Source organism: Cognatundibacterium luofuense (genome assembly GCF_018139685.1).
GTDB lineage: Bacteria > Pseudomonadota > Gammaproteobacteria > Burkholderiales > Burkholderiaceae_D > Undibacterium > Undibacterium luofuense.
Genome location: NZ_JAGSPN010000018.1, coordinates 14,543 through 39,423 on the forward strand (window position 1 = coordinate 14,543; position 24,881 = coordinate 39,423).

At 52.9% G+C, this 24,881-nt stretch carries 24 protein-coding genes; 11 read left to right on the forward strand and 13 right to left on the reverse strand.

The features are described from left to right. Positions 1-24: 24 nt before the first annotated feature. From KDM89_RS18090 to KDM89_RS18110, 5 genes are all read left to right on the forward strand, one after another. Positions 25-1,170 (forward strand): PilT/PilU family type 4a pilus ATPase, encoded by a 1,146-nt coding sequence (locus KDM89_RS18090; RefSeq protein WP_230427961.1) that lies wholly within the window; start codon positions 25-27, stop codon positions 1,168-1,170. Positions 1,171-1,180: 10 nt separating this feature from the next. Continuing rightward, on the forward strand, positions 1,181-1,558 hold the full coding sequence (locus KDM89_RS18095) for an arsenate reductase (protein ID WP_212689333.1): 378 nt from the start codon (positions 1,181-1,183) through the stop codon (positions 1,556-1,558). Then, on the forward strand, positions 1,555-2,682 hold the full coding sequence (gene dapE / locus KDM89_RS18100) for a succinyl-diaminopimelate desuccinylase (protein WP_212689334.1): 1,128 nt from the start codon (positions 1,555-1,557) through the stop codon (positions 2,680-2,682). Before KDM89_RS18095 ends, dapE begins: the two co-directional genes overlap by 4 nt. Positions 2,683-2,702: 20 nt before the next feature. After that, on the forward strand, positions 2,703-3,605 hold the full coding sequence (prmB, locus tag KDM89_RS18105; RefSeq protein ID WP_212689335.1) for a 50S ribosomal protein L3 N(5)-glutamine methyltransferase: 903 nt from the start codon (positions 2,703-2,705) through the stop codon (positions 3,603-3,605). Between the two features lie 114 nt (positions 3,606-3,719). Beyond that, positions 3,720-5,672: an ATP-binding cassette domain-containing protein gene (locus KDM89_RS18110; protein WP_212689336.1), complete on the forward strand. Its 1,953-nt coding sequence runs from the start codon at positions 3,720-3,722 to the stop codon at positions 5,670-5,672. Positions 5,673-6,071: 399 nt separating this feature from the next. Here the strand turns inward: KDM89_RS18110 and KDM89_RS18115 are convergent, their stop codons facing one another. After that, positions 6,072-6,518 (reverse strand): PACE efflux transporter, encoded by a 447-nt coding sequence (locus tag KDM89_RS18115; RefSeq protein ID WP_212689337.1) that lies wholly within the window; start codon positions 6,516-6,518, stop codon positions 6,072-6,074. On the opposite strand from KDM89_RS18115, the gene KDM89_RS18120 reads away from it, so the two are divergent. Both KDM89_RS18120 and KDM89_RS18125 read left to right on the forward strand, forming a co-directional pair. Further along, the gene (locus KDM89_RS18120) at positions 6,499-6,753 is read left to right on the forward strand and encodes a hypothetical protein (protein WP_212689338.1); all 255 of its coding nucleotides are present in this window, start codon (positions 6,499-6,501) and stop codon (positions 6,751-6,753) included. The two genes, KDM89_RS18115 and KDM89_RS18120, sit on opposite strands and share 20 nt — an antisense overlap. A 97-nt stretch (positions 6,754-6,850) precedes the next feature. Further along, entirely contained in the window at positions 6,851-7,894 is a 1,044-nt protein-coding gene (locus KDM89_RS18125) for an OmpA family protein (protein WP_212689339.1), read from the forward strand. 235 nt (positions 7,895-8,129) lie between these two features. On the opposite strand, the gene KDM89_RS18130 is transcribed toward KDM89_RS18125, so the two are convergent. Further along, the gene (locus KDM89_RS18130; protein ID WP_212689340.1) at positions 8,130-8,339 is read right to left on the reverse strand and encodes a hypothetical protein; all 210 of its coding nucleotides are present in this window, start codon (positions 8,337-8,339) and stop codon (positions 8,130-8,132) included. Positions 8,340-8,509: 170 nt separating this feature from the next. Between KDM89_RS18130 and KDM89_RS18135 the strand changes: the two genes are divergently transcribed. Continuing rightward, positions 8,510-8,920 (forward strand): hypothetical protein, encoded by a 411-nt coding sequence (locus tag KDM89_RS18135; protein ID WP_212689341.1) that lies wholly within the window; start codon positions 8,510-8,512, stop codon positions 8,918-8,920. Positions 8,921-9,022: 102 nt separating this feature from the next. Here KDM89_RS18135 and KDM89_RS18140 read toward each other — a convergent pair whose 3' ends face one another. The 5 genes from KDM89_RS18140 to KDM89_RS18160 all read right to left on the reverse strand — a co-directional run bounded on the left by KDM89_RS18140 (position 9,023) and on the right by KDM89_RS18160 (position 13,979). Then, positions 9,023-9,415 carry a VOC family protein gene (locus KDM89_RS18140; protein ID WP_212689342.1) on the reverse strand — a complete coding sequence of 131 codons (393 nt, stop codon included), beginning with the start codon at positions 9,413-9,415 and terminating at the stop codon, positions 9,023-9,025. Between the two features lie 714 nt (positions 9,416-10,129). Beyond that, positions 10,130-10,951 (reverse strand): M90 family metallopeptidase, encoded by an 822-nt coding sequence (locus KDM89_RS18145; protein WP_212689343.1) that lies wholly within the window; start codon positions 10,949-10,951, stop codon positions 10,130-10,132. 86 nt (positions 10,952-11,037) lie between these two features. After that, positions 11,038-11,664, reverse strand: coding sequence for a hypothetical protein (locus tag KDM89_RS18150; protein WP_212689344.1), 627 nt, complete (start codon positions 11,662-11,664; stop codon positions 11,038-11,040). Then, positions 11,661-13,736, reverse strand: a complete 2,076-nt coding sequence (locus KDM89_RS18155) for an ATP-dependent DNA helicase (RefSeq protein WP_230427962.1) — start codon at positions 13,734-13,736, stop codon at positions 11,661-11,663. Before KDM89_RS18155 ends, KDM89_RS18150 begins: the two co-directional genes overlap by 4 nt. 42 nt (positions 13,737-13,778) lie before the next feature. Then, positions 13,779-13,979: a YdcH family protein gene (locus KDM89_RS18160; protein WP_212689380.1), complete on the reverse strand. Its 201-nt coding sequence runs from the start codon at positions 13,977-13,979 to the stop codon at positions 13,779-13,781. 82 nt (positions 13,980-14,061) lie between these two features. Between KDM89_RS18160 and KDM89_RS18165 the strand changes: the two genes are divergently transcribed. Beyond that, positions 14,062-14,862, forward strand: a complete 801-nt coding sequence (locus KDM89_RS18165) for a PP2C family protein-serine/threonine phosphatase (protein ID WP_212689345.1) — start codon at positions 14,062-14,064, stop codon at positions 14,860-14,862. Between the two features lie 127 nt (positions 14,863-14,989). Here KDM89_RS18165 and KDM89_RS18170 read toward each other — a convergent pair whose 3' ends face one another. After that, entirely contained in the window at positions 14,990-16,852 is a 1,863-nt protein-coding gene (locus tag KDM89_RS18170; protein WP_212689346.1) for a type IV pilus assembly protein FimV, read from the reverse strand. Between the two features lie 227 nt (positions 16,853-17,079). Then, a complete protein-coding gene (locus tag KDM89_RS18175; RefSeq protein WP_212689347.1) occupies positions 17,080-17,844 on the reverse strand; it encodes an RNA methyltransferase in 765 nt (254 codons plus the stop codon). Between the two features lie 112 nt (positions 17,845-17,956). Between KDM89_RS18175 and KDM89_RS18180 the strand changes: the two genes are divergently transcribed. Together KDM89_RS18180 and mutS are read left to right on the forward strand one after the other, a co-directional pair. Beyond that, positions 17,957-18,766, forward strand: a complete 810-nt coding sequence (locus tag KDM89_RS18180) for an inositol monophosphatase family protein (RefSeq protein WP_438947529.1) — start codon at positions 17,957-17,959, stop codon at positions 18,764-18,766. Positions 18,767-18,886: 120 nt separating this feature from the next. After that, complete coding sequence (gene mutS / locus KDM89_RS18185) at positions 18,887-21,526, forward strand: DNA mismatch repair protein MutS (protein WP_230427963.1); 2,640 nt, start codon at positions 18,887-18,889, stop codon at positions 21,524-21,526. 531 nt (positions 21,527-22,057) lie between these two features. Here mutS and KDM89_RS18190 read toward each other — a convergent pair. The 4 genes from KDM89_RS18190 to KDM89_RS18205 form a co-directional block, all read right to left on the reverse strand. Beyond that, entirely contained in the window at positions 22,058-22,330 is a 273-nt protein-coding gene (locus KDM89_RS18190; protein ID WP_212689348.1) for a hypothetical protein, read from the reverse strand. Next, the gene (locus KDM89_RS18195) at positions 22,330-22,713 is read right to left on the reverse strand and encodes a zincin-like metallopeptidase toxin domain-containing protein (protein WP_212689349.1); all 384 of its coding nucleotides are present in this window, start codon (positions 22,711-22,713) and stop codon (positions 22,330-22,332) included. The genes KDM89_RS18190 and KDM89_RS18195 overlap by 1 nt, the downstream gene beginning before the upstream one ends. A gap of 620 nt (positions 22,714-23,333) precedes the next feature. Beyond that, positions 23,334-23,555 carry a hypothetical protein gene (locus KDM89_RS18200; protein ID WP_230427964.1) on the reverse strand — a complete coding sequence of 74 codons (222 nt, stop codon included), beginning with the start codon at positions 23,553-23,555 and terminating at the stop codon, positions 23,334-23,336. Between the two features lie 99 nt (positions 23,556-23,654). After that, positions 23,655-24,254, reverse strand: coding sequence for an SMI1/KNR4 family protein (locus KDM89_RS18205; protein ID WP_212689351.1), 600 nt, complete (start codon positions 24,252-24,254; stop codon positions 23,655-23,657). Positions 24,255-24,881: the final 627 nt, after the last annotated feature.

A 24,881-nucleotide genomic window follows, 5' to 3' on the forward strand; every position in this document is an offset into this window, starting at 1 on the left:
CGATCGTTTTTAAAGGGAATCCATATGGGAGCAATGGAGCGGCTGTTTCAGCTCATGAAAGATAAACATGCGTCAGACATGTTCTTCGCAATTAACTCTCCGGTACATATCAAGATCAATGGCAATCTGATTCCTGTGAATCAGCAGCGCATGGACCATGCCAATATCATGGCGATGCTGGCAGAAGTCGTCGAGCAGGAAGATCTTGAGCGACTGGAACGCGAAAACGAACTGAACATTGGTATTGGCGTACCCGGGCTGGGCCGCTTCCGTTTATCCGCTTTCCGACAGCGCGGCACGATTTCTGCGGTTTTCCGTTACGTGCCGGGCGATATCCCGAAATTAAGCAGTCTGAATCTGCCGCCAGTGCTCAGCGAACTGATCATGGAAAAACGCGGTCTGATTCTGGTGGTGGGATCTACCGGTTCCGGTAAATCCACCACCATCGCTTCGATGCTGGATCACCGCAACGAAACCCGTACAGGCCATATTCTGACGCTGGAAGATCCGATCGAATTTCTGTTCCGCAGTAAGCGCTCCATTGTCAATCAGCGCGAAATCGGTACCGATTCTGAAAGTCTGAAAACAGCGCTGAAAAACTCGCTGCGTCAGGCACCTGACTGCATTCTGATCGGCGAGATCCGCGATCTGGAAACCATGATGGCAGCGATCGCTTATGCGCAATCCGGCCATCTGGTACTGGCAACGCTGCATGCAAACAACAGTTATCAGGCGCTGAACCGGATTATCAGCTTCTTCCCGATGGAAAACCGTACAGCATTGCTGCTGGATCTGGCTTCATCGATTCGTGCCGTCATTTCACAACGCCTGATCAAAGCCGTCAGCGGTGGACGCTGTCCGGCTGTGGAAGTCATGCTGAATACCCGTTACGTATCGGAACTGATTGAAAAAGGCGACATTTTTGCGATTCGCGAAGCGATCGAAAAATCGCTCTCGCCTGGTTCGCAAACCTTTGAAAAAGCGCTGTTCCATCTGATCAGCGAAGGCCTGATTTCAAAAGAAGAAGGTCTGGCCAATGCAGACTCGGCGAATAACCTGCTGTGGCTGCTGAACAATGAAGTCAGCCCGGCTTCCGCGCCTCCGCCGGAACCCGAACCTGAAGAAAAACGTGAAGAAGCTTCCTTCACAGAATTTACCCTGAATTTATAAGCAATACCTCATGACACACATTACTGTTTTTGGCATTCCTAACTGCGACACCGTCAAAAAAGCGCGTACCTGGCTGGCAGATCAGCAAATCAGCTTTGTTTTTCACGATTTCAAAAAACAAGGCCTGACAGCAGAACAAATTACGCTGTGGCTGGAACATACCGATCTGGCAACGCTGATCAACCGCAAAGGAACAACATGGCGCGCACTGAGCGATGACCAGAAACAGTCCGCTGACAATGTGTCGGAGGCGATTGCACTGATGGTGCAAAACCCGTCGCTGATTAAGCGTCCGGTTTTGCAAATTCAGAACAATGACCAGATCACCCGCCTGCAAACCGGTTTTCAGCCGGATCTGTACGCAGGCATTTTCTCCGACACACCATGAGTAAAACCCTTGCCCTGACCGAGCAGCTGATTGCGCTCGATTCCGTTACGCCTGAAGACAAAGGCTGCCAGCAAACCCTGATTTCCCTGCTGGAGCCACTGGGTTTCCGCTGCGAAAGCATGCCATCCGGCGATGTCACCAATTTGTGGGCACGTCGCGGTACTGAGCAGCCGCTGCTGGTATTTGCAGGACACACCGACGTGGTGCCAACCGGCCCGGTTGCTCAATGGCAGTCTGCGCCGTTTGCGCCAACCCACCGTGACGGCAAGCTGTATGGCCGTGGTGCGGCGGATATGAAAACTTCGATTGCCGCGTTTGTTGTTGCCACCGAAGAATTCGTCGCAGCCCACCCTGACCACAAAGGTTCAATCGGCTTTCTGATTACCAGTGATGAAGAAGGCCCTGCCACCGATGGTACTGTGATCGTTTGCAATCGCCTCAAAGAACGCGGCGAACAACTGGATTACTGCATTGTCGGCGAACCGACTTCCACCGCAAAACTCGGCGACACCATCAAAAACGGTCGTCGCGGCACGATGTCAGGCCGTCTGACCGTCAAAGGTATTCAGGGTCATATCGCCTATCCGCATCTGGCGCTGAATCCTGTGCATGTACTGGCACCGGCATTAAGCGAACTGACGCAGGAAGTCTGGGACGAAGGCAATGAATACTATCTGCCGACCTCCTGGCAGGTATCGAACATCCACGCTGGTACAGGTGCATCGAATGTGATTCCGGGTGAATGCGTAGTGGATTTCAATTTCCGATTCTCCACTGCCAGCACCGCCGAAGGTTTGCAACAGCGTGTACACGCGATTCTGGATAAACACGGCCTGAACTACGACCTGAAATGGACAGTCGGCGGTCATCCTTTCCTGACACCAAAAGGTACGCTCAGCGATGCCATGGCCAAAGCGATTCTGGATGAAACCGGTGTAACGACGGAATTATCGACTACCGGCGGCACTTCCGACGGCCGTTTTATTGCCAGAATCTGCCCGCAGGTGGTAGAGTTCGGCCCTCCGAACGCGAGCATCCATAAGATCGACGAGCATATTGCTCTGGATGACATCGAGCCTCTCAAAAACATCTATCGCCGCGCCCTGGAAAACCTTTTACTGTGATCCGGACGGCAACCAAGACCATGAGTACACCTGCAAGCACTTTTCAGACTTTCCGCGACCTGCTGCGTTATGCGGTTTCCCGCTTCCAGCGCGAGAAAGTTTTCTTCGGCCACGGCAGCGCCAATGCGCTGGATGAAGCCGCCTACCTGATTCTGCATACGCTGCATCTGCCGCTGGATAAAATCGATCCGTTTCTGGATGCACGTCTGCTACCGGAAGAAATCGAAGCCGTGCTGGCGATGATAGAACGCCGCGTGACAGACCGCGTACCGGCATCGTATCTGACCAATGAAGCATGGCTGGGCACTTACAATTTCTACGTGGATGAGCGCGTCATCGTCCCGCGCTCTTTCATCGCGGAACTGATTCCTGAGCGCTTCTCGCCGTGGGTTAGCGATGCGGATTCCGTCACCCGCATTCTGGAACTGTGTACCGGTTCCGGCTGCCTCGCCATCATGATGGCGGACGCATTTGACAATGCGCAGGTGGATGCGGTGGATATTTCTGCGGATGCACTGGCAGTGGCTGCGCGCAATGTGGCGACTTACGAATTGCAGGACCGCGTCAATCTGATTCAGTCGGATCTGTACCAGAACGTACCGGCTGGTCAGTATGATCTGATCATTACCAACCCGCCGTATGTGAACTCCGGTTCTATGGCAACTTTGCCAAAAGAATATCTGCACGAGCCGCAAATTGCGCTGGCTGGTGGTGATGACGGTATGGATCTGGTTCGCACTATCGTGCGCGAAGCGGCAGACCGCCTGACCGAAGACGGTATTCTGATGGTGGAAATCGGTAATGAACGCGCTTTTGCCGAAGCCGCATTTGAAGGCTTGCCGATGACCTGGGTATCGACCAGTGCCGGTGACGACATGGTCTTCCTGGTACAGGCGCAGGATCTGCGTGACTGGCTGAACTAAGCCGCGCGCCCTGCCAGCCCGTCAGCATATTGTCTGACGGGCTTTTTGTTTTTTCTGCGCCGCCCTGTTCAGGTCGCCGGCGCACAGTCTGAATTACTCTGATACGGAAGTTTTATGATTCGTTTGCAGCAAATTTCGCTGTTACGCGGCAACAAGAGCTTGTTTGAACAGGCGGATGTCACCTTAAATCCCGGTGAACGCATCGGTCTGATCGGCTCCAACGGTACCGGCAAATCGACCCTGTTTGCGATGCTGCGGCAAGAGCTGCATCCGGATCAGGGCAATATCGACATTCCGGCCAGCTGGCAAATGGCATCGGTCGCGCAGGAAACCCCGGCGCTGGACCGCCCTGCCATCGATTATGCGCTGGATGGTGACACCCGTCTGCGTGGTCTGGAAGCGCGTCTGGCGGAACTGGAAAGTCGTGAGCACGACGAGCAAACCGGTCTGGCGATGGCGGAAGTGCATGCTGCGCTGGCGGATGCCGATGCCTACACCGCCCGCTCCCGCGCCGAACAATTGCTGACCGGTCTGGGTTTCCGCCCTGAACAATTCATACTGCCGGTAGCCAGTTTTTCCGGTGGCTGGCGTATGCGTCTGAATCTGGCGCAGGCGCTGATGTGCCGCTCTGACCTGTTGCTGCTCGATGAACCGACCAACCATCTGGATCTGGACGCGATTATCTGGCTGGAAGACTGGCTGCGCCGCTACCCTGGCACGCTGATTATCATTTCGCATGACCGCGATTTTCTGGATGGCATCGTCAATGTGATCGTGCATATCGACGATAAAAAACTGCGCCGTTACAGCGGCAACTATTCCGGTTTTGAACGTCAGCGCGCCGCGCAAATCGTGCTGGCACAAGCTATGATCGAAAAGCAAACCCGCCAGCGCGCGCATTTGCAATCTTTCATTGACCGCTTTAAAGCCAAAGCCACCAAAGCCCGTCAGGCACAAAGCCGGATGAAAGCACTGGCGCGTATGGAAGAAATCGCGCCGCTGCGGGCTGCAGCCGAATTTACGTTTGAATTCCGCGAACCGGCCAGCGCACCGAATCCTATGCTGGTGCTGGACAGCGTGGACTGCGGCTATCCGGTGGAAGACGGCTTGCCGAAACGCATTGTCGGCGGCATCGATTTTTCGCTGCAGATCGGCCAGCGTATCGGCCTGCTCGGTGAAAACGGTGCGGGTAAATCGACGCTGATCAAAACCCTGGTTGGCGATCTGGCACCACTGAACGGCAAAATTCTCAGCGGCAAAGGCCTGAGTATCGGTTACTTCGCCCAGCATCAGATTGAAATGCTGCGCCACGAAGAATCACCGCTGTGGCATTTAAGCCGTATTGCACCGGATGTGCGCGAACAGGATTTGCGCAACTTCCTCGGCAGCTTCAACTTCCCCGGCACTATGGTCACATCGCCGGTCGGCCCGTTCTCCGGTGGTGAAAAAGCCCGCCTTGCGCTGGCGATGATCGTCTGGCAACGCCCTAACCTGCTGCTGCTCGATGAACCGACCAACCATCTGGATCTGGAAACCCGCGAAGCACTGACCGAAGCGCTGGCGCAGTTTGAAGGCACCTTGCTGGTGGTATCGCATGACCGCCATCTGCTGCGCGCCACCACCGACCAGTTCCTGATCGTCAGCCACGGCCAGTTGCGTCCGTTTGATGGCGATCTGGATGATTACAAACAATGGCTGCTGGAAACCAAAGCCGCTGCCGCCGCCCCTTCAGCGTCTGCTGCAGCAAAAGCGGACAATGGCGTCGCGTTTGTCTCTAAAGTCGATCAGAAAGAACAGCGCCGTAAAGATGCGGAAGAACGCCAGCGCCTGTCCGGCTTGCGCAAACCGATAGAAAACCGCATCCGCAAACTGGAAGACCAGATGGACAAAACCGGCAAACTGAAAGCCGACATCGACCGCCAGCTGGAAGACAGCGAGATTTACAGCGACGCCAACAAAGAAAAACTGAAAGCCCTGCTGCTGGATCAGGCCAAGCTAACCAAGGAGCTGGAACAACTGGAAGGCGATTGGCTGGAACAACAGGAAGCGCTGGAAGCAATCGTCTGAGCGACACTGCCAGACCTCGTCACCGGATCAAACGGCCTGCACTGCGGGCCGTTTGCTTTTTGCGGATGCTGTGGCGGCCGCAAAACAGTCCTCTCACCATGCCAGACACGGCAATACAGCGACGCAGTTCATCACACGGGCAAACAACGAAAGGTCTGAAAGCCATCCCTGACTGCCGGCCCCCCCCAAAAAAACCGCCCGAAAACACTCCAAATGCGGACTACTGCACAGCGATCCGGCGGTCGTCGGCAGAAAGTCCGGCTCTCCGGAAATCACAAATGACGATAATTGCACAATGCCGCGCAAATCCACCTGAGATTGACTGTACCAATCGAACCCGTCGATCAGACTGCAGCGAAACGCCCGATGCGCGCAGTCCACACCAAATGCCTCAATGTTTCAGGACTGCGCCGTGATCGGAAACCACTTGTCGTAAGCGATATTGAAGAAGAATGCGTACACCGTGTACGCCACCGCCAGCCCGATATCCGCAATCAGCACTTCCCACCAGCCCATGCCAGTCCACGCCGCGATTATCGGCAGGCTGACCAGCAACAAACCGGTTTCAAAGCCGGTGGCGTGCAGAATCCGTAACTTCAACGGCCGCTGATCTGCCGCCCGCCCTGTCAGTCTGTGCTCCAGCCAGTCAAATCCGGTGTTGTACGCCGCATTCCAGACTGCCGCGATCAGCGCCACCATCGCCAGCAACAAAAACGAATCCACCACCGCCACCCCGCTGAGCCAGATAAACGGCGGTGTAATCAGCAATAAGCCGCCAGTTTCAAACATGGCGACCTGACGAATCCGGTCAGGTACGGAACGGAGTTTGGAAGAAGATGAAGACATAAAAAAGCAGGCCGCGACCGCAGAGCGCTGCGGTTCAGGCGGGAAATTCAGGAAAGGCGCTATTGTAGGTGAGGCGGCCAACTTCTGCTCCCGCGCACCTCTTCCCGCCAAACCGGCATACGGTCAGAGAACACAAGCCACCCCGCCTCGGAATCTGGCAAAAGCACCCTTCCACCACCCCTTTATTGCTTTTTGCATAATCTCTGTTTATGCTGCGCAGGTTCGTTTTCAGTAATCTGCCCATTCGCCACGGCATGACGGTGAAAGGCGGGATTCTGGAAGCGTCCGGATTACCTCACCCCAACTCTGCCAACTCACTCCACGCATTTCCCATGAAAAAACTCAGCCTCGTTTTATGCCTGATGGCAGCGCTCACCGCTTGCCAGAAGAAAACTGATACCGCGAAAACGCCGGATGCTGCGAGCAGTGCTTCCGCTGCAGCTTCTGCATCAGCCCAAAACGCAAGCGCCGCCGCGCCTGCAGCAGAAAGCAAGCCAGCGCCGTTTGATTTGCAATCGGTACCGGTTTCCACTGTCAATTTGCCGGCCTTTCCGTATCTCGACTATTCGGAAAAACTGGAAAGCGGTTACCGCAGCGATAAAAAACCGCAGTTTGATGAGGTGTATCTGATTGCAGGCAAAGAATTGCGGCGCGTTGAAGGTCAGGTGCTGGTGCGTCATTTTCCGCATACATCGCTGAACATGTCGGCGCTGGAATCGCAGCGCAATTATGAAAATCTGATCAAATCTCTGGGTGGCGTGAAAGTCAGCCAGCTGATGCCAGCGGATGCCGAGTTCAAACGCCTGTATCCGGAAAATGAAAGTGTGCTGGAAAAGAAATTGCGCGTTCTCGGCATCAATAACGGCGGCAAAAATTATCAGGTGTATTTGCTGCGCACACCGCAAAAAAATATCTGGTTCGGCCTGAGTATTTACGACGATGACAGCGGCACCTGGCTGATGACAGTGGAAGAAAAAGCCTTTGAACAAACGGTATCGCTGACCAAAGCGGAAGCGATGGCCGATGATCTGAAAAAATCCGGCGAAGTGACTTTGTATCTGGCTTTCGATACCGACAGCGCGTCAATCAAAGAGGAAAGCAAACCGGTACTGGCGGAAATCGCGAAGTTACTCAAAAACGATCAAAGCCTGCAATTGAAAGTGGAAGGTCATACCGATAATCAGGGCACCGCCGCGCATAACAAAAAACTGTCAGAATCCCGCGCCCAGTCGGTGGTACAAGCGGTAACGGCGCTGGGTATTGATGCGAAGCGTTTGCAGGCCGCAGGTTATGGTCAGGATAAACCGGTTGCCGACAATGGCACCGAAGCCGGCCGCGCTAAGAACCGCCGTGTCATGCTGGTCAAGGCAAATTAAGCCATCGCTTTTTGAATCATCGATTCACCGGGTTTTGCGGACTTTGCTGGCTAGTCCGCAAAACAGCCCGGCAAACGTCAAAACACCCCTCAATATGCCCTGAATGCGGACTCTGGCACAGCGATATGGCTATCGTCGGCAGAAAGTCAGGCTCTCCTGAAATCACAAATGACGATATTTGCACAGCGCCGCGCAAATCCGCCTGATATTGCCTGATGCAGGCAAAACCCGCAGATCAAAAAGCAGCGAAGTGCCGGATGAGCGCCAGCGACACCGAATGCCTCAGCGCTTCAAGAACGCGCCTTAATCGGAAACCACTTGTCATAGCCACCCCGCTGAGCCAGATGAGCTGCGGTGTAATCAGCAATAAACCACCGGGTTCAAACATGGTGCCCCGACGAATCAGGTAAGGCATGGAATGGAGTTTGAAAGAAGACGAAGACATAAGAAAACAAGCTGCAACCGCAGAGATCTGCGATTCAGGCAGGAAATTCAGGAAAGGCGCTATTGGCAAAGATGAGTTGAATAAGCTCAGGATATCGTCATGCTATGCTTTACTAAATGCTATGTAGCGAGAAACATTCCTTAAAAAAGAAGGCAAATTTACGATTCGATATGATTGACCCACTCAAAATAATTCAGGCAAGAAAATATGGTGAAGTCCGATATGCGGTGATTTCTGATACCAGCGGAAAATTGAATCAGGTTTTAAAAAAATTCGGACTGGAGCCAGATGCGGACTCCCTGATTGAACATGACCGCGACTCGGCCAGTCTGATTTTACGTGCCCTGCTCTGGAAAGACATGGCATATGATGACGAATGCATGCCAGTTACCCAAGCAGAATACTTTGCGGAACAGGTACTTTTACAGTTCTCTGAACCAGCAAGCCGATACTTTTCCAACGGCAACTGGGCAAACAAGGAAAGTTGGAATCCATTGACGGAATCCACGTTTGACGGTGGCATCATCATTAGTAACCCGACAGGGCAATACTTCTGTATCTGGTTTCAGGACGAGGATTAGTCCTGAAACCAGATACAGAAGTATTTAACACGCTTACATCCATCGTCTTAGATAAGCGCCAATTATTAGCATTCCACCGACTAACTTAACAAATGGAAGTCTTCAACTTCCCATCGGCGTACACAATTCCACCAGCGTGCCATCCGGGCAGCGGACGTAAGACACGGTCTGGCCCCAGGGTTTGGCGGCGGGGGCGCTGAGGGATGTTGCACCGGTGGCGACGGCTTTGGCGTGGGCGGCTTCGACTTCCGGTGTGACCAGTGCGATTTCCATGCCCAGCGGGCGCGGGCTGTCGGCGGCGGCCAGTACGCCATCGGCAAAGTGCATTTTGCCCAGATTCAGCGAGGCAAACGCCAGCGTGGTTGCGCCGGTTTCCAGTTCGCCGTATTCACCGGATTCATGCAGAAAGCGGCGTTGCAGGCCGAATGCGGTTTCAAAGAATGTCAGTGATGCGGCAACGTTTGCGACGTAAATGATGGTGTAGCCGAATTTCATATTTTTCCTGTCCCAGTGTTCGAGCGTTAGTCAGCGTCTGCGCTGATACCTTGATTGCCGGATGCGTGGCCGGTGATGATGGCGACAAAATGTCTGTCATTGCTGGTTAGCAAGCTCAACGTCCCCAAATTGCCATTAAAACACCAAAATGCGGAATTCGGCACAGATTTTTGAGCGATTTTGGCGGTTGTCGGCAGAAACACTGGGCGAGCGGGCAGCCTGTTTTTTGTCTGAATGCGGATTTCTGCACAAAAGGCGGATGTTTAACTTACAACGCCCTGCTCTCCGCCTGCCAGTACCCGCGTGATGGATACGTGCAAATGTGGCTGCCGTAGAGGTAGCAAATACCTTCCCCTCCTCCTTGTTGCAGACGATGTCTGAATTTCGGATAGCGTTGCTTAGTACCGTGATCATTTTTTCGGTTTTGCAATCAAAAATCATCCGTTAGTTAAATATTTGAAATTCAGGCTGAGCCGGACTGAAAGAGATCGTTCCTTGCGGGTGATAGGTGTTTGTTCGGAACGGCGCTCTTACCGGTTTCCGTTGAAGGGTTTCCTTTTAAGGCTTTCCGTTTCAGCTTTTGTGCTTCAGGATTTGCGTTTGGCGAATGCAGGATGTGTTTGCTGCGATTGCCGTTCTGAAAACCGAATGAAGGCGAACAAGCCCCAACGCTATTGGGTTCATCACCCGCCCTGCAAACCCGATAACGGCAGCTTAAAACCCCGCCCATTCGCGGGGGTCTACATGGTAAAACTGACGCAGCAAGCGGAACAGATCGGGAAACTCTGCGCTCAGGCCGTGCGGATTGGTGAAGAAGGTTTCGGTGCTGACGGCAAAAAATTCGGCCGGATTGGTTTGTCCGTATTCATCAATGGTGCTGTGTTCTCCGTGCGCCAGCATCTGCGCGTGGCGACGGTAGCAAGCGCGCATGACGCGCGACCAGACCTGATAGCGTTGCTGCGAGCCGAGATCCGGCGCGCCATCCACTACACCGTCTTCGCCATCTAACTGGTGCGCAAATTCGTGCATCACCACATCATGTCCGGGCATCTGCCCTTCCGGTGGCAACACCTGATCCCACGCCAGCAACACCCTGCCGTCACTCCAGGATTCACCGCTGAGCACTTGCCGCGATTCCACGGTCAGGCCGTCTTCGGTACGGAATTCCCGCGGCACGACGAAAACACTGGGATAAATCAGGATGTGACTGAGGCCGGGATAAACTTCGGTTTCGCGGTTCAGCAACAGCATGCAGGCGCGCGCGGCGATCAGCACCCGCATCTGGTCGGTGACTTCCAGCCCTGCGCAGCCAACGAAGGTTTTTTCAAACAGAAATTGTTGTATGCGTTTTTTGAGCTGCCATTGCAGATCCGGCGCTAAGTGGCGGTATTGCGGCAGATCACGCCGCAAAATGGCGGAATACGCGAGCGGAAAGGCTTTGTGCACCGCACGCCGCACCCGCCAGCGCGGCACGACCAGCATACCAACGATCAGTAATCCTGCGATTCCCAGTAACACTGCAAACTGCGCCAGCATGGCATCTCCTGTTCAGATCACCGCATCATGCGGTGCGACTGGCTGAACGTGGGGCTGAAACAGGCTAACTCAAGTGTAAGGGTGCGTCAGCGCACGGCTTGCCAGATCAGGCTGCAGCCGGGCAACCAGCGTTCTTCGTCGGCGCTGCAAAACTGGCGTGTCGTGGCTGGAAAATAGCTGACAACATCAACTTCAGGCAACTGGCACAGTTCTGCATGCAATTGCAGGCATTGATCGTCACTTAGTGAAGAATCATTCTCTTTGCGACGACTGAACCACGGGATGATCAGTAAACCGGCGGGTTGCCACAATGGTGGCAACTGCAGCTGTTGTAATGTCTGCCGCAGCTGCTGTAATTCGTTGCGGATCATCTGTTGTTTATCCTGTCGCCGCCAGTCCAGCCATTGCTGACTGGCCTGGATTGCGTGGATCTGTCCATGAAATTGTAACCAAACGTCAAGCCTGCCCTGCCAGCTATCTGCCGTTTTACCGCGCACTGCGGTGTTCAGCGTCTGAAAATCCTGCACGGCACAGCCACCGGCACGCGCCACTGCCTGCGCCAGCAAGCTCAGATTGCCGGTTTTCGCTTGCCAGAATGCAGGTTCATGATGCACTTGCAGAAATGTTTGCTGCAGACTTTCCCAAGCTTGCCAGCAAGGCTGCCAGACGACGCGCTGTGCGTCGTCACTGAAATGACACTGCAAATCCGTCATTCTTCGGCAGCATCAGGGGTATCAGAAGCAGCGGCAACCGGACTCTTTGCCTGCGCAGATGCGGGCGCAGCGGCGCTTGCCGCTTTTCTGTCGGCGGCCAGTTGCTGAAAGAAGCGCAATACATCCGGCTCCAGACGGGTACGTGCAAAACCGGGCAGGCTTTGCCAGATACGGCGACCATAAGGTTTATCGATCAGACGCGGGTCACAAATCATCAGCACGCCGCGATCGTTTTCATCGCGAATCAGACGTCCAGCCCCCTGCTTCAGGTTAATGATGGCGGATGGCAGCTGATGATGAACAAAGCCATTCATACCCTTCTTTTCCATCGCCGCGATACGTGCCGCGAGCACAGGATCATCCGGCGGCGAAAATGGCAGTTTGTCGATAATCACGAGCGATAAAGCATCGCCGCGCACGTCCACGCCTTCCCAGAAACTCTGGCTGCCGATCAGCACGCCATTACCGGCGGCACGGAATCGATCCAGTAATTCGGTACGTCCGGCTTCGCCCTGCACAAACAAAGGAAACGGCCAGCCACGGTCTTCAAATTCGGTACGCAGCCGTTCTGCGACGTGCTTTACCGCACGCAAAGTCGTACAAAGGAAGAAGGTCTTGCCACCCGCAGCGCCAATCACCGGCAAGGCTTTTTCAAGCACTGCATCGGTGTAATCGCGGGAATTCGGGTCTGGCATACCGGAAGGTACGTACAGATAGCCTTGTTCCTGATAATTGAACGGACTTGGCCAGGTGTGCGCTGGTTCATTCCACAAGCCCATTTGCGCTACGTAGTGGGTGAAATCATTTTTCACCGCCATCGTGGCGGAAGTGAAAATCCACGCACGCGGCGTCCCTTCGCGCTGCTTATTGAAAATCGGTGCAATTGATAAAGGCGTGCGGTGCAATTGCAGGGAAACTGAGAAAGCTTCTACCCACAACACGTAATCGCCCTCTTTTTCATCTTTCGGCGGTTCCAGCCAGTTTTCATACTGCTCTTGCAGCAAAATGGCGCGGGCACGGCATTGCTCCAGCGTTTCGGCGCGTACCGCCTGCTTTTCCAGTACTGCGATCATGTCGTTGAAAGCCGCAATCAGCGCATCCAGCGCTTCAAAGAAAGGACCGTCGGCATCAATTTGTTCAACGCCCAGACGCACCATATCCTGCGGGAACGCCAGCCGCATATCACGTGCGGCACGTTCCACCGGAGCTACCAGCTTGGCCCAGTCAGCGCCGTCACGCGCAAATGACAAGCCTTCGGCCAGCACATCGCGGCACAGTTCCAGCACCTGCGAAGTGGAAACCGTATCGCCGAAGAACAAACTGGCGGTTTCCGGCAACTGATGGGCTTCGTCAAAGATCACAGTGTTGGCTGAAGGCAACAATTCAGCAATGCCGGTATCTTTCAGTGCGACGTCAGCAAAAAATAAATGATGGTTGACCACTACCACGTCAGCCTGCTGCGCTTCCTTACGCGCTTTCATCACAAAGCAATCCTGATGGTACTGACAATCCGAACCCAGACAGTTGTCTTTGGTCGACGTCACCAGACTCCAGATACCGGCGGTTTCCGGCACACGGGCCAGCTCGGCCTTATCGCCGCTATTGGTAGTTTTGATGAAGCGGGAAATATCGCGCAGATAGACGACATCATCACGGCTGGTTAAACGTCCGTTTTGCAGTGTACGTTCCAGATGATAATGACAGACGTAATTGGCGCGCCCCTTCAGCAGCGCAACGGATACCGGCGCTCTGAGCGTACGTTTAATCGTCGGAATATCGCGCAGAAACAGCTGATCCTGTAAGTTCTTCGTTCCGGTAGAAACGATAACTTTGCCGCCCCACAGCAGAGCCGGAATCAGATATGCATAGGTTTTACCGGTGCCGGTACCGGCTTCCGCCAGCAGTGTCGTTTGTCCGGCAATGGCATCCGCGACAGCTTTCGCCATTTCGATTTGTGCGCGGCGCGGCTTATAACCGCCCAAAGCCTGCGCCAGCGGACCTTCCATGCCGAACAGATGTTCTACTTCACCGGCATAGCGGTCTTTGATAAATACTGAGTCCTGATCACTCAAAATGTTACAACCTTCCCGGTACGTTTCGTGGTACAACAGCCATCAAGCCGGAACGTCCGGAGTGAGTTGCATTTTTAACAGAGTTATGTGATCTTTCAGCTGCAATTTGCGCTTTTTTAAACGCCTGAGCTGTAATTCGTCGTAGCCAGATTCCTGAATCAGGGTCGCAATCACCTGATCCAGGTCCCGGTGCTCCACTTCCAGCTCAATGATGCGCTGTCGTACTTGTTCAGGGTGGCTCATAGCCTTCAGCTTAAAGTAAAATAATGTAAATTCTGGGAAAGCCACAATTCAGACTTTCCGATAGTTTAATCTACCAAGACGTATGAGCCAATATAAGATCGAAGCAGGCACCGGGCAACACATCGGTGACCGCCAAGAGCAGCAAGACAGAGTCGCGCTGTTCGCGGCTCCGCACGCGCCCGGATACATGATGGCTGTTGTGGCCGACGGGATGGGTGGTAAAAGCGGTGGTGCTCTCGCCGCCGAACAGGTAATCCGTACCGCAAAACATTTGTTTGATGATTTTTATCCGGGTGGCGATGTCCGCCAGTTACTGGAAAACATCGTTCAGGAAGCTCACACCGTGATCCAGCTGACTGCTGTATCATCCGAAAAAGAACCACACAGCACCTTTGTCGCACTGGTTATCACGCCACAGAAAGAAGCCATCTGGGCACATGCCGGTGATTCCCGTCTGTACCGTTTCAGTGGCCCGAATTTCGCAGAAAAAACCCGTGACCACTCTTACGTGGAAAGACTGGTCGACGAAGGCAAAATCCGCCCGGAAGAAGCCAAGCATCACCGTCTGTCAAACATCCTGACCAACGTCCTTGGTTCGCACACGACACCGCCCTTCATTACGATTGGCGAACACCGCAATCTGGAAGCCGGTGATTATTTCCTGCTGTGCTCCGATGGTTTGTGGCATTACTTTGAAGATGCGGAATTATCAGCAGCCGTTGCGGCAAACACACCGCGTCAGGCTGCTGAACTGCTGATTCGTAAAGCACGTGATCGCGGCGCACCACGCGGCGATAACTGTACATTCGCCATTGTGAAACTGATTGAACCACCGCCGGAAGTCAAAAACTATAAAGTCGAAAAAATCCGCCGCGCTGTATGAGGCCTGCTACTTAGCACCAAAAGCCCGCAACGAAAAAAGGAAGCGAAAGCTTCCTTTTTTATTGCTGACTAACCAAAACAACTGCGCCTCAATAAAAGCGCTGCCGGGATGATTGTTAAGTTATGGATTATTTCGGTTCATCAGACTTGCGGAAATCATAGACCTCAAAATCAATCAAATTGCCATTATCAGGCTCCGGCTCAGACTGAGGCATTACCTGCGCCATCGGGTCTTTCGGTAACTGACGTGGCGGCAACGTAGATGCATGTAAAGGTGGCAATCCGCCATGCGCACGGGATTTTTCCAGCTCATGCGCAATCGAAATCAGCAACAGAATATCGCGGTACACCGGCAATTCAAAACCCATACGCTTGCCGTCACGATCATCAATCAGAAGACTTTCGAGGAACGGGATCGCTTCATTGGTATCCCAGATCGAGCAGATACGCTTCACCAAATGCTCAAAATCATCCAGATGACGTGCGCTCAGCGTTGAGGGATCGGTTTCAAACTCTGGAATATTCGCATTGAAAAAGACGACGAAACGATCGCGTAACTCATCGTATTCTTCTTTCTTATTCACCATGCGATACAGATCCAGCAGATACAGCCACGGAACCGGTGAATCCGGGTGATCCACATCGAGTTGCGGTTCAAGAATTTCAATTGCACGTTCCGGATCATTTACCGACATCCAGAATTCAGCTTCCTGTGTCACATCGGAAATTTCTTCAACCTTCAGCGTGTTTCCTTTTGGCGTCGCAAAGAAATTGAAGGTGCTGCTGTTGGTATCTTCGAGACTAGGAGAATAAGTCCGCCCGAACACAGAATGCGTTTCCAGATTTCCCAGATCCTGCTCTTTTGGCTGAGATAAGGTTCGCAAACGGGAATCCGTCTTTGGCGTACTGACCTGAGACTGCATTTCCGGCAAGGCCGCAACATCGGTTAAATGCGGCTCGGTTGCATAAGCAGCCTGAACACTGTTCACCAGTTCTTCTATGTTCTTACGCGATTCCGGCTCAGTTTTTGCCGGTGTTTGTTCCCACCAGCTAGCCGAATGCGTGCGGTGCAAACGACGCACATAGGCATACAACAGACCGGAAGATGCCAGTGCAGCCGCCAGTAACCCGCCCAGCGCCCACATCCAGCTTTCAGACACAGAATTTTCACGCAACTCTTCCAACTGCGCTTTTTCCAGCTGCAATTGCTTTTTCAGTTGTCCCGCCTCTTTTTGCAGGGTTTCTGCGCGGCTCTGGTCTGCCTTGGAGGCAGTTTGCACCTCAGCAGGCGCTACTGCTTCTCCGCGCAGCATCGCTGCAAAATGTGCCTGCGCCTGACGTAACTCTTCAACATCTTGCGCACCGGACTTATTATTTGCAGCGCCCAGTGACAAAGACTGCGACATCTTCATGCCTTGTGCAATCATCTCAACCTGATCAGACAACTTCAGCGCATCCTGTACCGGTGCAGGTTTTGGCGTCCGCTCGGTTTTAGCTTTTTTGGATTCTGATGCTTTCGGCTGATTCCGCTGACTGACGATTTCTGACTTTGCACCGTTACCCTCTGCTGCAGCGCCTGCTTTCATCTTTGCAGAAGGACGTTCCGCTGCAACCTGCTGACGCACAGTTTGCCCGCCAGCGACTACTGCAGACGATTCAGCAGCATTACCACCCGGATCCAGCAGCAGCAAATACTCGCGGCTGAGCTGAACCTCACATGCGACTTTAATCACCAGCTTGATTGCCGGTTCGTGTATCAGTTTGCGACTTTGGAAAGAAACACTGACAGCATTGCTACGCTGCGTTAAGGAAATACTGACCGGGGAGATAAAAATGCCATCCGGTGTCTCAACCTGCGCCTGCAGACAAGAGCTGTCCAGCATCAGCGCATCCGGCCCGGTCATTTCAAGCTGGCCTTTAAACGGCTGACCAAGATAAGACTGCGTCCGCAAGCCACTGAGCGCAACGGCTCCGGCCTCTTCAGCTGCCATCAGTCCGATCAATCCGGACAACAGCAAGGTCAGCGTTGATTTGCGAAACGGAATAATGATGAGGTCCTTTACTTGAAAACATCCGGCGGACAGAAACCCACCGCTACAAAACTCCGTATTTATATCAAAGTTGCAATGACCATGAAAATGGCAGATGAGCAATGTTTTCCATTATTGCAACATTATTTATCATTTGTTTGCAACTTATGCAGTAAACTTAAGAATACCTAATTCCGATTGAAATGATCGAGTATTTTTTTTGATATTCCTCGAACAATATTAACTTCTTCAGTCTCCAAACCGCTGCGTGCAAACATGCGTTTAATTCTCGGCATCAGTTTTTTCGGGTTATCCGGATCCAGAAAGCCGATTGCCACCAGCGCCTGCTGTAAATGTGCATACATGCCATCGATTTGCTCCGCCGTGGCCGGCAAATTCAAAATTTCAGCAGCAGGTTTTGTTTTTGTTTCAGAAACGTCGGTAATCGCCTGACGTAACTCGTACGCAACAACCTGAATTGCCTGCGCCAGATTCAGTGACGAATATTCGGGATTTGCCGGGATATTAATGAGCTGCTGACTATTGATCACAATCTCATTCGGTAAGCCATAACGCTCATTGCCGAAAATCACAGCGACATCTCCACTCAGTGCAGCAGCATGGCTGGCAAAAGCGCGCGGCGTTACCACCGGCGGCGAGTATTCGCGCAAGCGCGCACTGACGGATGCCATATGCACCACGCCTTCCAGCGCTTCGGCAATATCACTCACAATTGTTGCGGACGCGAGAATATCGGTTGCGCCGCTGGCAAACGCAACTGCTTCCGGGTGGGTCAGCACGTCAGCAAACCGGGGATTGACAATATACAGTTGATGAAAACCCATGGTTTTCATGGCACGTGCGGCGGCCCCGACATTGCCGGGCTGACTGGTTTCGACCAGAATAAATCGGACTTTTGCGTACGGGCTGGTATCAGTTTGTTCGGACTTCATTTAAAATACGTGGTTATCGCGCTTTGCGCCTGTTCTTTTTCACTCTATATCATGACATGTTGCACGGTTTTCAGACCGGCGCAATGTGTTTCGTCATTTTATCGGAATATCTATGCACCCAATGCTCAACACAGCCATTAAGGCTGCTCGCCGTGGCGCCGCGGTTATCAACCGCGCTACTTTCGACCTGGATCGTGTCGGCGTAACTGAAAAATACTTCAACGACTTCGTCACCGACGTCGACAAATCTGCTGAAGCAGCGATTATCGAAGTTCTCAAAACCGCTTACCCTGACCACGCGATTCTGGCTGAAGAGTCCGGTGCATCCGCTAATCTGCATGATGAAAATGAGTACGTCTGGATCATCGATCCGCTGGACGGCACTACCAACTTTATCCACGGCTACCCGCAATACTGCGTATCCATCGCCCTGCAACACAAAGGCATCATCACTCAGGCCGTGGTGTACGACCCAACCCGCAATGAAATGTTCACCGCCAGCAAAGGCGCAGGCGCGTTCCTGAACGAAAAACGTGTTCGCGTGACCCGTTGCGACAAAATCTCTGCTGCGCTGATCGGCACCGGCTTCCCATCCCGTGATCTGTCCGGTCTGGATCAGTACATGGAAATGTTCAAAGTCATGACACCGAAATGCCAGGGTCTGCGTCGCGCAGGTTCTGCTGCACTGGATCTGGCGTACGTGGCTGTTGGCCGTTTCGATGGCTTCTTTGAAAAAGGTCTGGCACCGTGGGATATCGCTGCAGGCTCCCTGCTGGTAACAGAAGCCGGTGGTATCGTCGGTAACTTCTCCGGCGAAGCCGACTACCTGCACAAAGGTGACGTACTGGCTGGCACACCAAAAGTATTCGGCCAGATGGTTCACTTGCTGAGCCCGTTTGCCGCCAGCGCCAAATCTGCCTGATTCCCTACCGGTTTTCAGCGCATCACAACGCCGGATTAGCCTCGCTGATCCGGCGTTTTAGTTCCGGCAAGCCAATGTGCCCTGCCACCGTAGTCCGCAATCCAATTTTCGCTGCAGAAGATGACAAAAGACACCAGCAAACACACGCCAATGATGCAGCAGTATCTCCGCATCAAGGACGACCATCCGCATACCCTCGTGTTTTACCGTATGGGAGATTTTTACGAACTGTTTTTTGAAGACGCAGAAAAAGTCTCGCGTCTGCTCGGTATTACCCTGACACAGCGCGGCAGCTCCGGTGGTGAACCGATCAAAATGGCAGGTGTGCCGTTTCATTCGCTGGATGGCTATCTGGCGAAACTGGTCAAGATGGGCGAATCCGCCGCAATTTGTGAGCAGATTGGTGATCCCGCCACCTCCAAAGGCCCGGTTGAACGCAAAGTGATGCGTATCGTAACACCCGGCACGCTGACGGACTCTGATCTGTTACCGGAAAAATCCGAACGCCCGCTGCTGGCAGTCTGCCTGCAGCAAACCCGCAAAACGGTGCAAGCCGGTCTGGCATGGTTATCGCTGGCCAGCGGAAATTTGCGCCTGATGGAAATTTCTTCTGATGAAAAAAATATTCAGAAGCTGTTGCTGCAGGAATTAGAACGCATTTCTCCGGCGGAAATTCTGGTTTCCGCAGGGACGCTGTTCACCGAAGAATTCACCACCCAGGTCAGCGGTAAACTGACGGATGTACCGGACTGGCATTTCGATATCAAGCAAGGCGAAGCTGCCTTAAAAACCCAGCTCTGCACCACCAGCCTGACCGGCTTCGGTATTGAAAACCTGCAGGCAGCGCTTGGTGCCAGCGGTGCGATTCTGCGCTACGCGGAAAACACGCAAGGCAAGGGCTTGCGCCATGTGAATCAGGTGCATGTGGAAACCGAAGATGCCTACATCGGCATCGACAGCGCCACCCGCCGCAATCTGGAAATCACCGAAACCCTGCGCGGTCAGGAATCGCCAACGCTGTTTTCGCTGCTCGATCATTGCAAAACAGCGATGGGTTCGCGCCTGCTGCGCCACTGGCTGCATCATCCTTTACGCAATCAGGCGACGGCGACTGAACGTCAGCAAGCCATTTCTTCGCTGATGCAGTCCGATCAGGCAGATGCTATCCGCAATGCCCTGAACATGATTCCGGACGTCGAACGCATCACCACCCGCATCGCCCTGCAATCTGCCCGTCCGCGTGATTTGTCAGCACTGCGCGATGGTCTGCGCCATTTGCCTGCACTGAAAGAAACCCTGCAAATCAGCAGCTCAGTCGCACCGGCCACGATGCTCGATACCCTGAGCGAAGGATTGTCCTCGCCGGAAGCCTGCGAAAGCCTGCTGCAGCGTGCATTGCTGGAAACACCGGCAACGCTGGTGCGCGACGGCGGCGTGATTGCAAATGGTTACGACAGCGAACTGGACGAATTACGCGCCCTGTCTGAAAACGCCGGTCAGTTCCTGACCGAACTGGAAGCCAGCGAACGCGAGCGCACCGGCATCGCCAATCTGCGGGTGGAATACAACCGCGTGCATGGCTTCTATATTGAAGTTACCAATGGTCAGGCCGATAAAGTCCCGGAAAACTACCGCCGCCGTCAGACCCTGAAAAACGCCGAACGCTATATCACGCCGGAACTGAAAGCCTTTGAAGACAAAGCACTGTCAGCACAAGAACGCGCCCTGTCCCGCGAAAAATTCCTGTACGAACAATTACTGCAGGAACTGATCCCGCATATCCGTCAGTTACAGGAAATCGCCCGTGCCATCGCCAGCACCGACGTACTGGTCGCACTGGCCAGCCATGCGGCACGCCATCAGTGGTGTCGTCCGCAACTGGTGGCGCAGCCTTCGCTGCAAATTCATCAGGGCCGTCATCCCGTGGTCGAACAGCAGATCGAACGCTTCATCGCCAACGATTGCTTACTCAGCCCGGAAAAACGTTTCCTGCTGATTACCGGCCCGAACATGGGCGGTAAATCCACCTTTATGCGTCAGGTTGCGCTGATCACCCTGCTCGCCTACATCGGCAGTTATGTGCCAGCCGACAGCGCCACCATTGGACCGATCGACCGCATCTACACCCGTATCGGTGCAGCCGACGATCTGGCAGGCGGCCGCTCTACCTTCATGGTGGAAATGACCGAATCCGCCGCGATTCTGAACGGCGCGACCGAACACTCGCTGGTGCTGATGGATGAAGTCGGCCGTGGCACATCCACGTTCGATGGTCTGGCACTGGCATGGGCAATCAGCCGCCACCTGATCCAGCACACCCGCAGCTTCACTCTGTTTGCGACGCATTATTTTGAACTGACGCAATTGCCGGACACCCACAGCAGCGCCAGCAATGTGCATCTGGCTGCGGTGGAACACAAAGAAAGCATCGTGTTCCTGCACGCGGTACAACCCGGCCCCGCATCGCAAAGCTACGGCTTGCAAGTCGCCCAGCTTGCCGGCATTCCGCAAAGCGTGATCAAAAACGCCCGCAAACATCTGGCCGAACTGGAGGCACACGCCGTCCACAGCAACAACCAGTTCGACCTGTTCGCCGCTGCCGCCGTGGCCGATGCTGACGAACCGGACGAGCAATCCAGCGCACCACAACTCAGCGACGAAGAATTACAGGCACTGGACTTACTGAAAAACAGCGACCCCGACAGCCTCACCCCGCGACAGGCACTGGACTTGCTGTATCAGCTGAAAAAAGACCTGTAAAACGTCTTTCGCAACGCTTAGCTGCCCGCTGGTCAGTCAGCACAGCTTTGCTGTGATCGCTGACCGCGAAGAAAAAAGCCCCGCTTCTCTCACAGAAAAGCGGGGCTTTTTGTTATCAGTACCGACAGATAATCTTATATCCTGCGAGGTGCTCTCATGACGCTTAAAATGCATCAAATGCGGTGTTCAGCACAGCAATCTGGCTGTCGTCGGCAGAAAATCTGGACTTGCGGGGAATTGAAATGACGATATTTGCATATATATCAGAACCAACCGCCGTTTTACGTTTTTTAGCCGCAACCCGGTATCGCTCCCAAATCGGCGCATTGCAAGGCGCCCTACTGCCTTAAATGGTACACCTTACGGCCCTGCGCACAGCCTTCACGGTAGGCATACAAAAAACCATTTTGTACGCACATCTGGCATCCTGTCCGGGAGTTTTACCGTTTTTGAGTTGATGGTTTGGTTGATACTTTGGTGGTTGGATTGGTTGCCCGTTTTACGGGTGGTCGAAGTAATGCATCGGCGCAGCTACACGCTCCTGAGTGGGCTATTTTTGTGAAACCAAACCATCATTTCCTGCACTAATGTCACGACTTGTCCTGAATTTTTCTCAACCACAAAAATTACAGGACCATCCATGAGGTTTCCACTCGGTGTGTATACATCAAATACGGCCCCCCATTCGTTAGGCCACTTTTCGTCAATGCTAATCCCTACGAACTCATATTGATACCCACGAAGATCAAGGCTGGCGACGTAAGCCATTGCAAGCTCTTTCGCCTGCTCTCTAGAAATAGCCATTACCATAACCCCCCAACTTTATCGATATACCAACGAGCATGGCCAATCTGTTCTGGCGTAAGACTTTCCCATCGCTTAGGCATCGACTCAAGCTTGTCAAACACGTGCTGTTCTTTCAATAATCGTGTTTGAGCAGTGTAAGCCTCTTCTCCAAGAGACCGATATTGCTGGTAATAAGTTAATTCGTGCCACACTTCGTAATTGGTCGGTTCGCTACGTAATACCAGTGATTTCTCGCCTGCACTGAAACCGCCGGCATAGCCAGGAGGCAGATACTCATCCCCGACCTTCAACGAAATACCGCATTTTTCAAGATAGGAACCAAGGCTTGTGAGTTTCTCAGTGCCATAGAGCTTCCCACCAAGCCGACCTGTTTCCTCCATCGCATCGACTGTACTGTTTGCGACAGAAGTTCAACCACCCGTCATAAGCAAAGAACACATTGCAAGCAACAGAGCGCTCCGACACCAACAATACATAGACTCGTATTATTTTACCGTTTTAACATCAAAATGCGGTGTTCAGCATACCAACTCCGCTGTCGTCGGCAGAAAGTCCGGGCTTGCGGAAAATTGAAATGACGATATTTGCATAAATGTCAGAGCTGGCTCCGTTTTGCTTTTTTTAGCCGTAACCCGGTATCGCGCCAAATCGGCGCATTGCAATGCGCCCTACTGCCTTAAAGGGTACGCCTTACGGCCTTGCGCACAGCCTTCACGGTGGGCATACAAAAAACCATTTTGTACGCACATCTGGCATCCTGTCCGGGTGTTTTACTGTTTTTGAGTTAATGGTTTGGTTGATACTTTGGTGGGTGGATTGATTGCCCGTTTTACGGGTGGCCGAGGTGATGCAACGGCGCAGCTACTCGCTCCTGAGCTGGCTATTTTTTGTAAAAACCAAACCATCATTTCCTGCTCTAAGAGCCGGAAACCCGACCGAGACCGAACCGCAGATCTAAAAAAGCCCGCCAGATCGGCGGGCAGATTTTGGTTCGTATGTTCTACAGTCCAGGAAAGTTTTCATCAACAAATTGTGCTACGAATTGGTTCGGATCAGACTTGAGTCCTTGCCGTGTTACATATTCAGAATAGCCCTTCCAGATATCTTGTAATTGTTCATTCAACTCGAGAGGAAAATCCATCTGCTCCGCAACAATATCAACCCAAGAGCCATCCGTTTTGTAAACTTCTCTCAACTTTGGCTCCATTCGTTGCAATGCCAAGCGTTGGCCCTCATCAAGCTGTCCAATCGCGTTTAGTAGATAACATTCCAAGAGTCTAAGGAATGGCTTCCCTGCGTATCTATCCACTATTCCCCCGCATTAAATGAAGTCAGGATTCGCTCTCAAGCTATTGATGAAACTTTCAAAGCTCTCTGCAATTTTAATTTTTTTCATACCTTGATCATGCAAAGCAATCCACACCGTTTCCGAACCAGAACTCATATCTAAAAAAATCTGGTTTCCTCCACCATCCCTACCGATTGGCAGGGTACGTTCGCCAAGGAAAGGTGTCCACTTCTCAATTACGTCCTGAATGCGCTCAACAGCCAAATTATCGAACGCATAGAAGTAGTCAATTTCAAACATATTTTCATCATCAGCCCCGATTGGAGAGAAACACCCAATCTCTGGATGCCCCCCATCTGCGGTGTGTATCAATTCGAGGTAAGAAGGTGGCAATGGAACGCCCACCAACAAGGCAACTTGGTCAAACACACTCACATCCCCTTGATACCCACAGGATGGTAGTCCACCAATGTTAATGTTCAAACGCGCCAAGTCCATCGAATATCCTTTAGTTTTTAGGTGCGCCGCAGGAATCGCCCACTCAGAATACCCACCTGCCGCTCCAGCATTCGGGTGTAGCACACGGCAGAAAGAAGAACCCGGAGTGTGCTGTGCAGTCGGTACTAATCTCATAACCCCAAACTGTCCATTGGCAGTTGAAGAAGATGCGTGTTCCCACGTCCAGTTCAAAGGGTTGCACGTCCACCGACTGATGACACCGAAGATTGAACCCCTGGGATCAAGTCATCCATCATGGTCGCAAACTGTGCGTCACTCTTTAACGCTGTGTCCAGCACGGCATTGGCTCGATTGAAGTGAACTGATCTACTCTTTCCGAAATCGGCAGGATTTAGCTTCATTTCAAAAGCAACGCTATATGCCGTTGGATTTTCAGGAACGACAGCACCTCCCCTGTTTGCGACAGAAGTTCAACCACGCGTCATAAGCAAAGAACGCATTGCAAGCAACAGAGCGCTCCGACACAAACAATACTCCAACTCCTGTTATTTTACCGTTTTAACATCAAAATGCGGTGTTCGGCATACCAACTCCGCTGTCGTCGGCAGAAAGTCCGGGCTTGCGGGAATGCCAGATGACGATGCCTGCACAGCGCGGATGCAGGAAACGGGTCGGCTTGTGTTGTGGTTGCGGAGGACAAATGCCGGCTTTGTCGGCGAAACGGGGAATGAAGCGGGTGAAAAAAGCAGGCGCTTCGGGAAGGTATGAAGACGGGAAGACATCAGGCAGACCGTGTTTGCT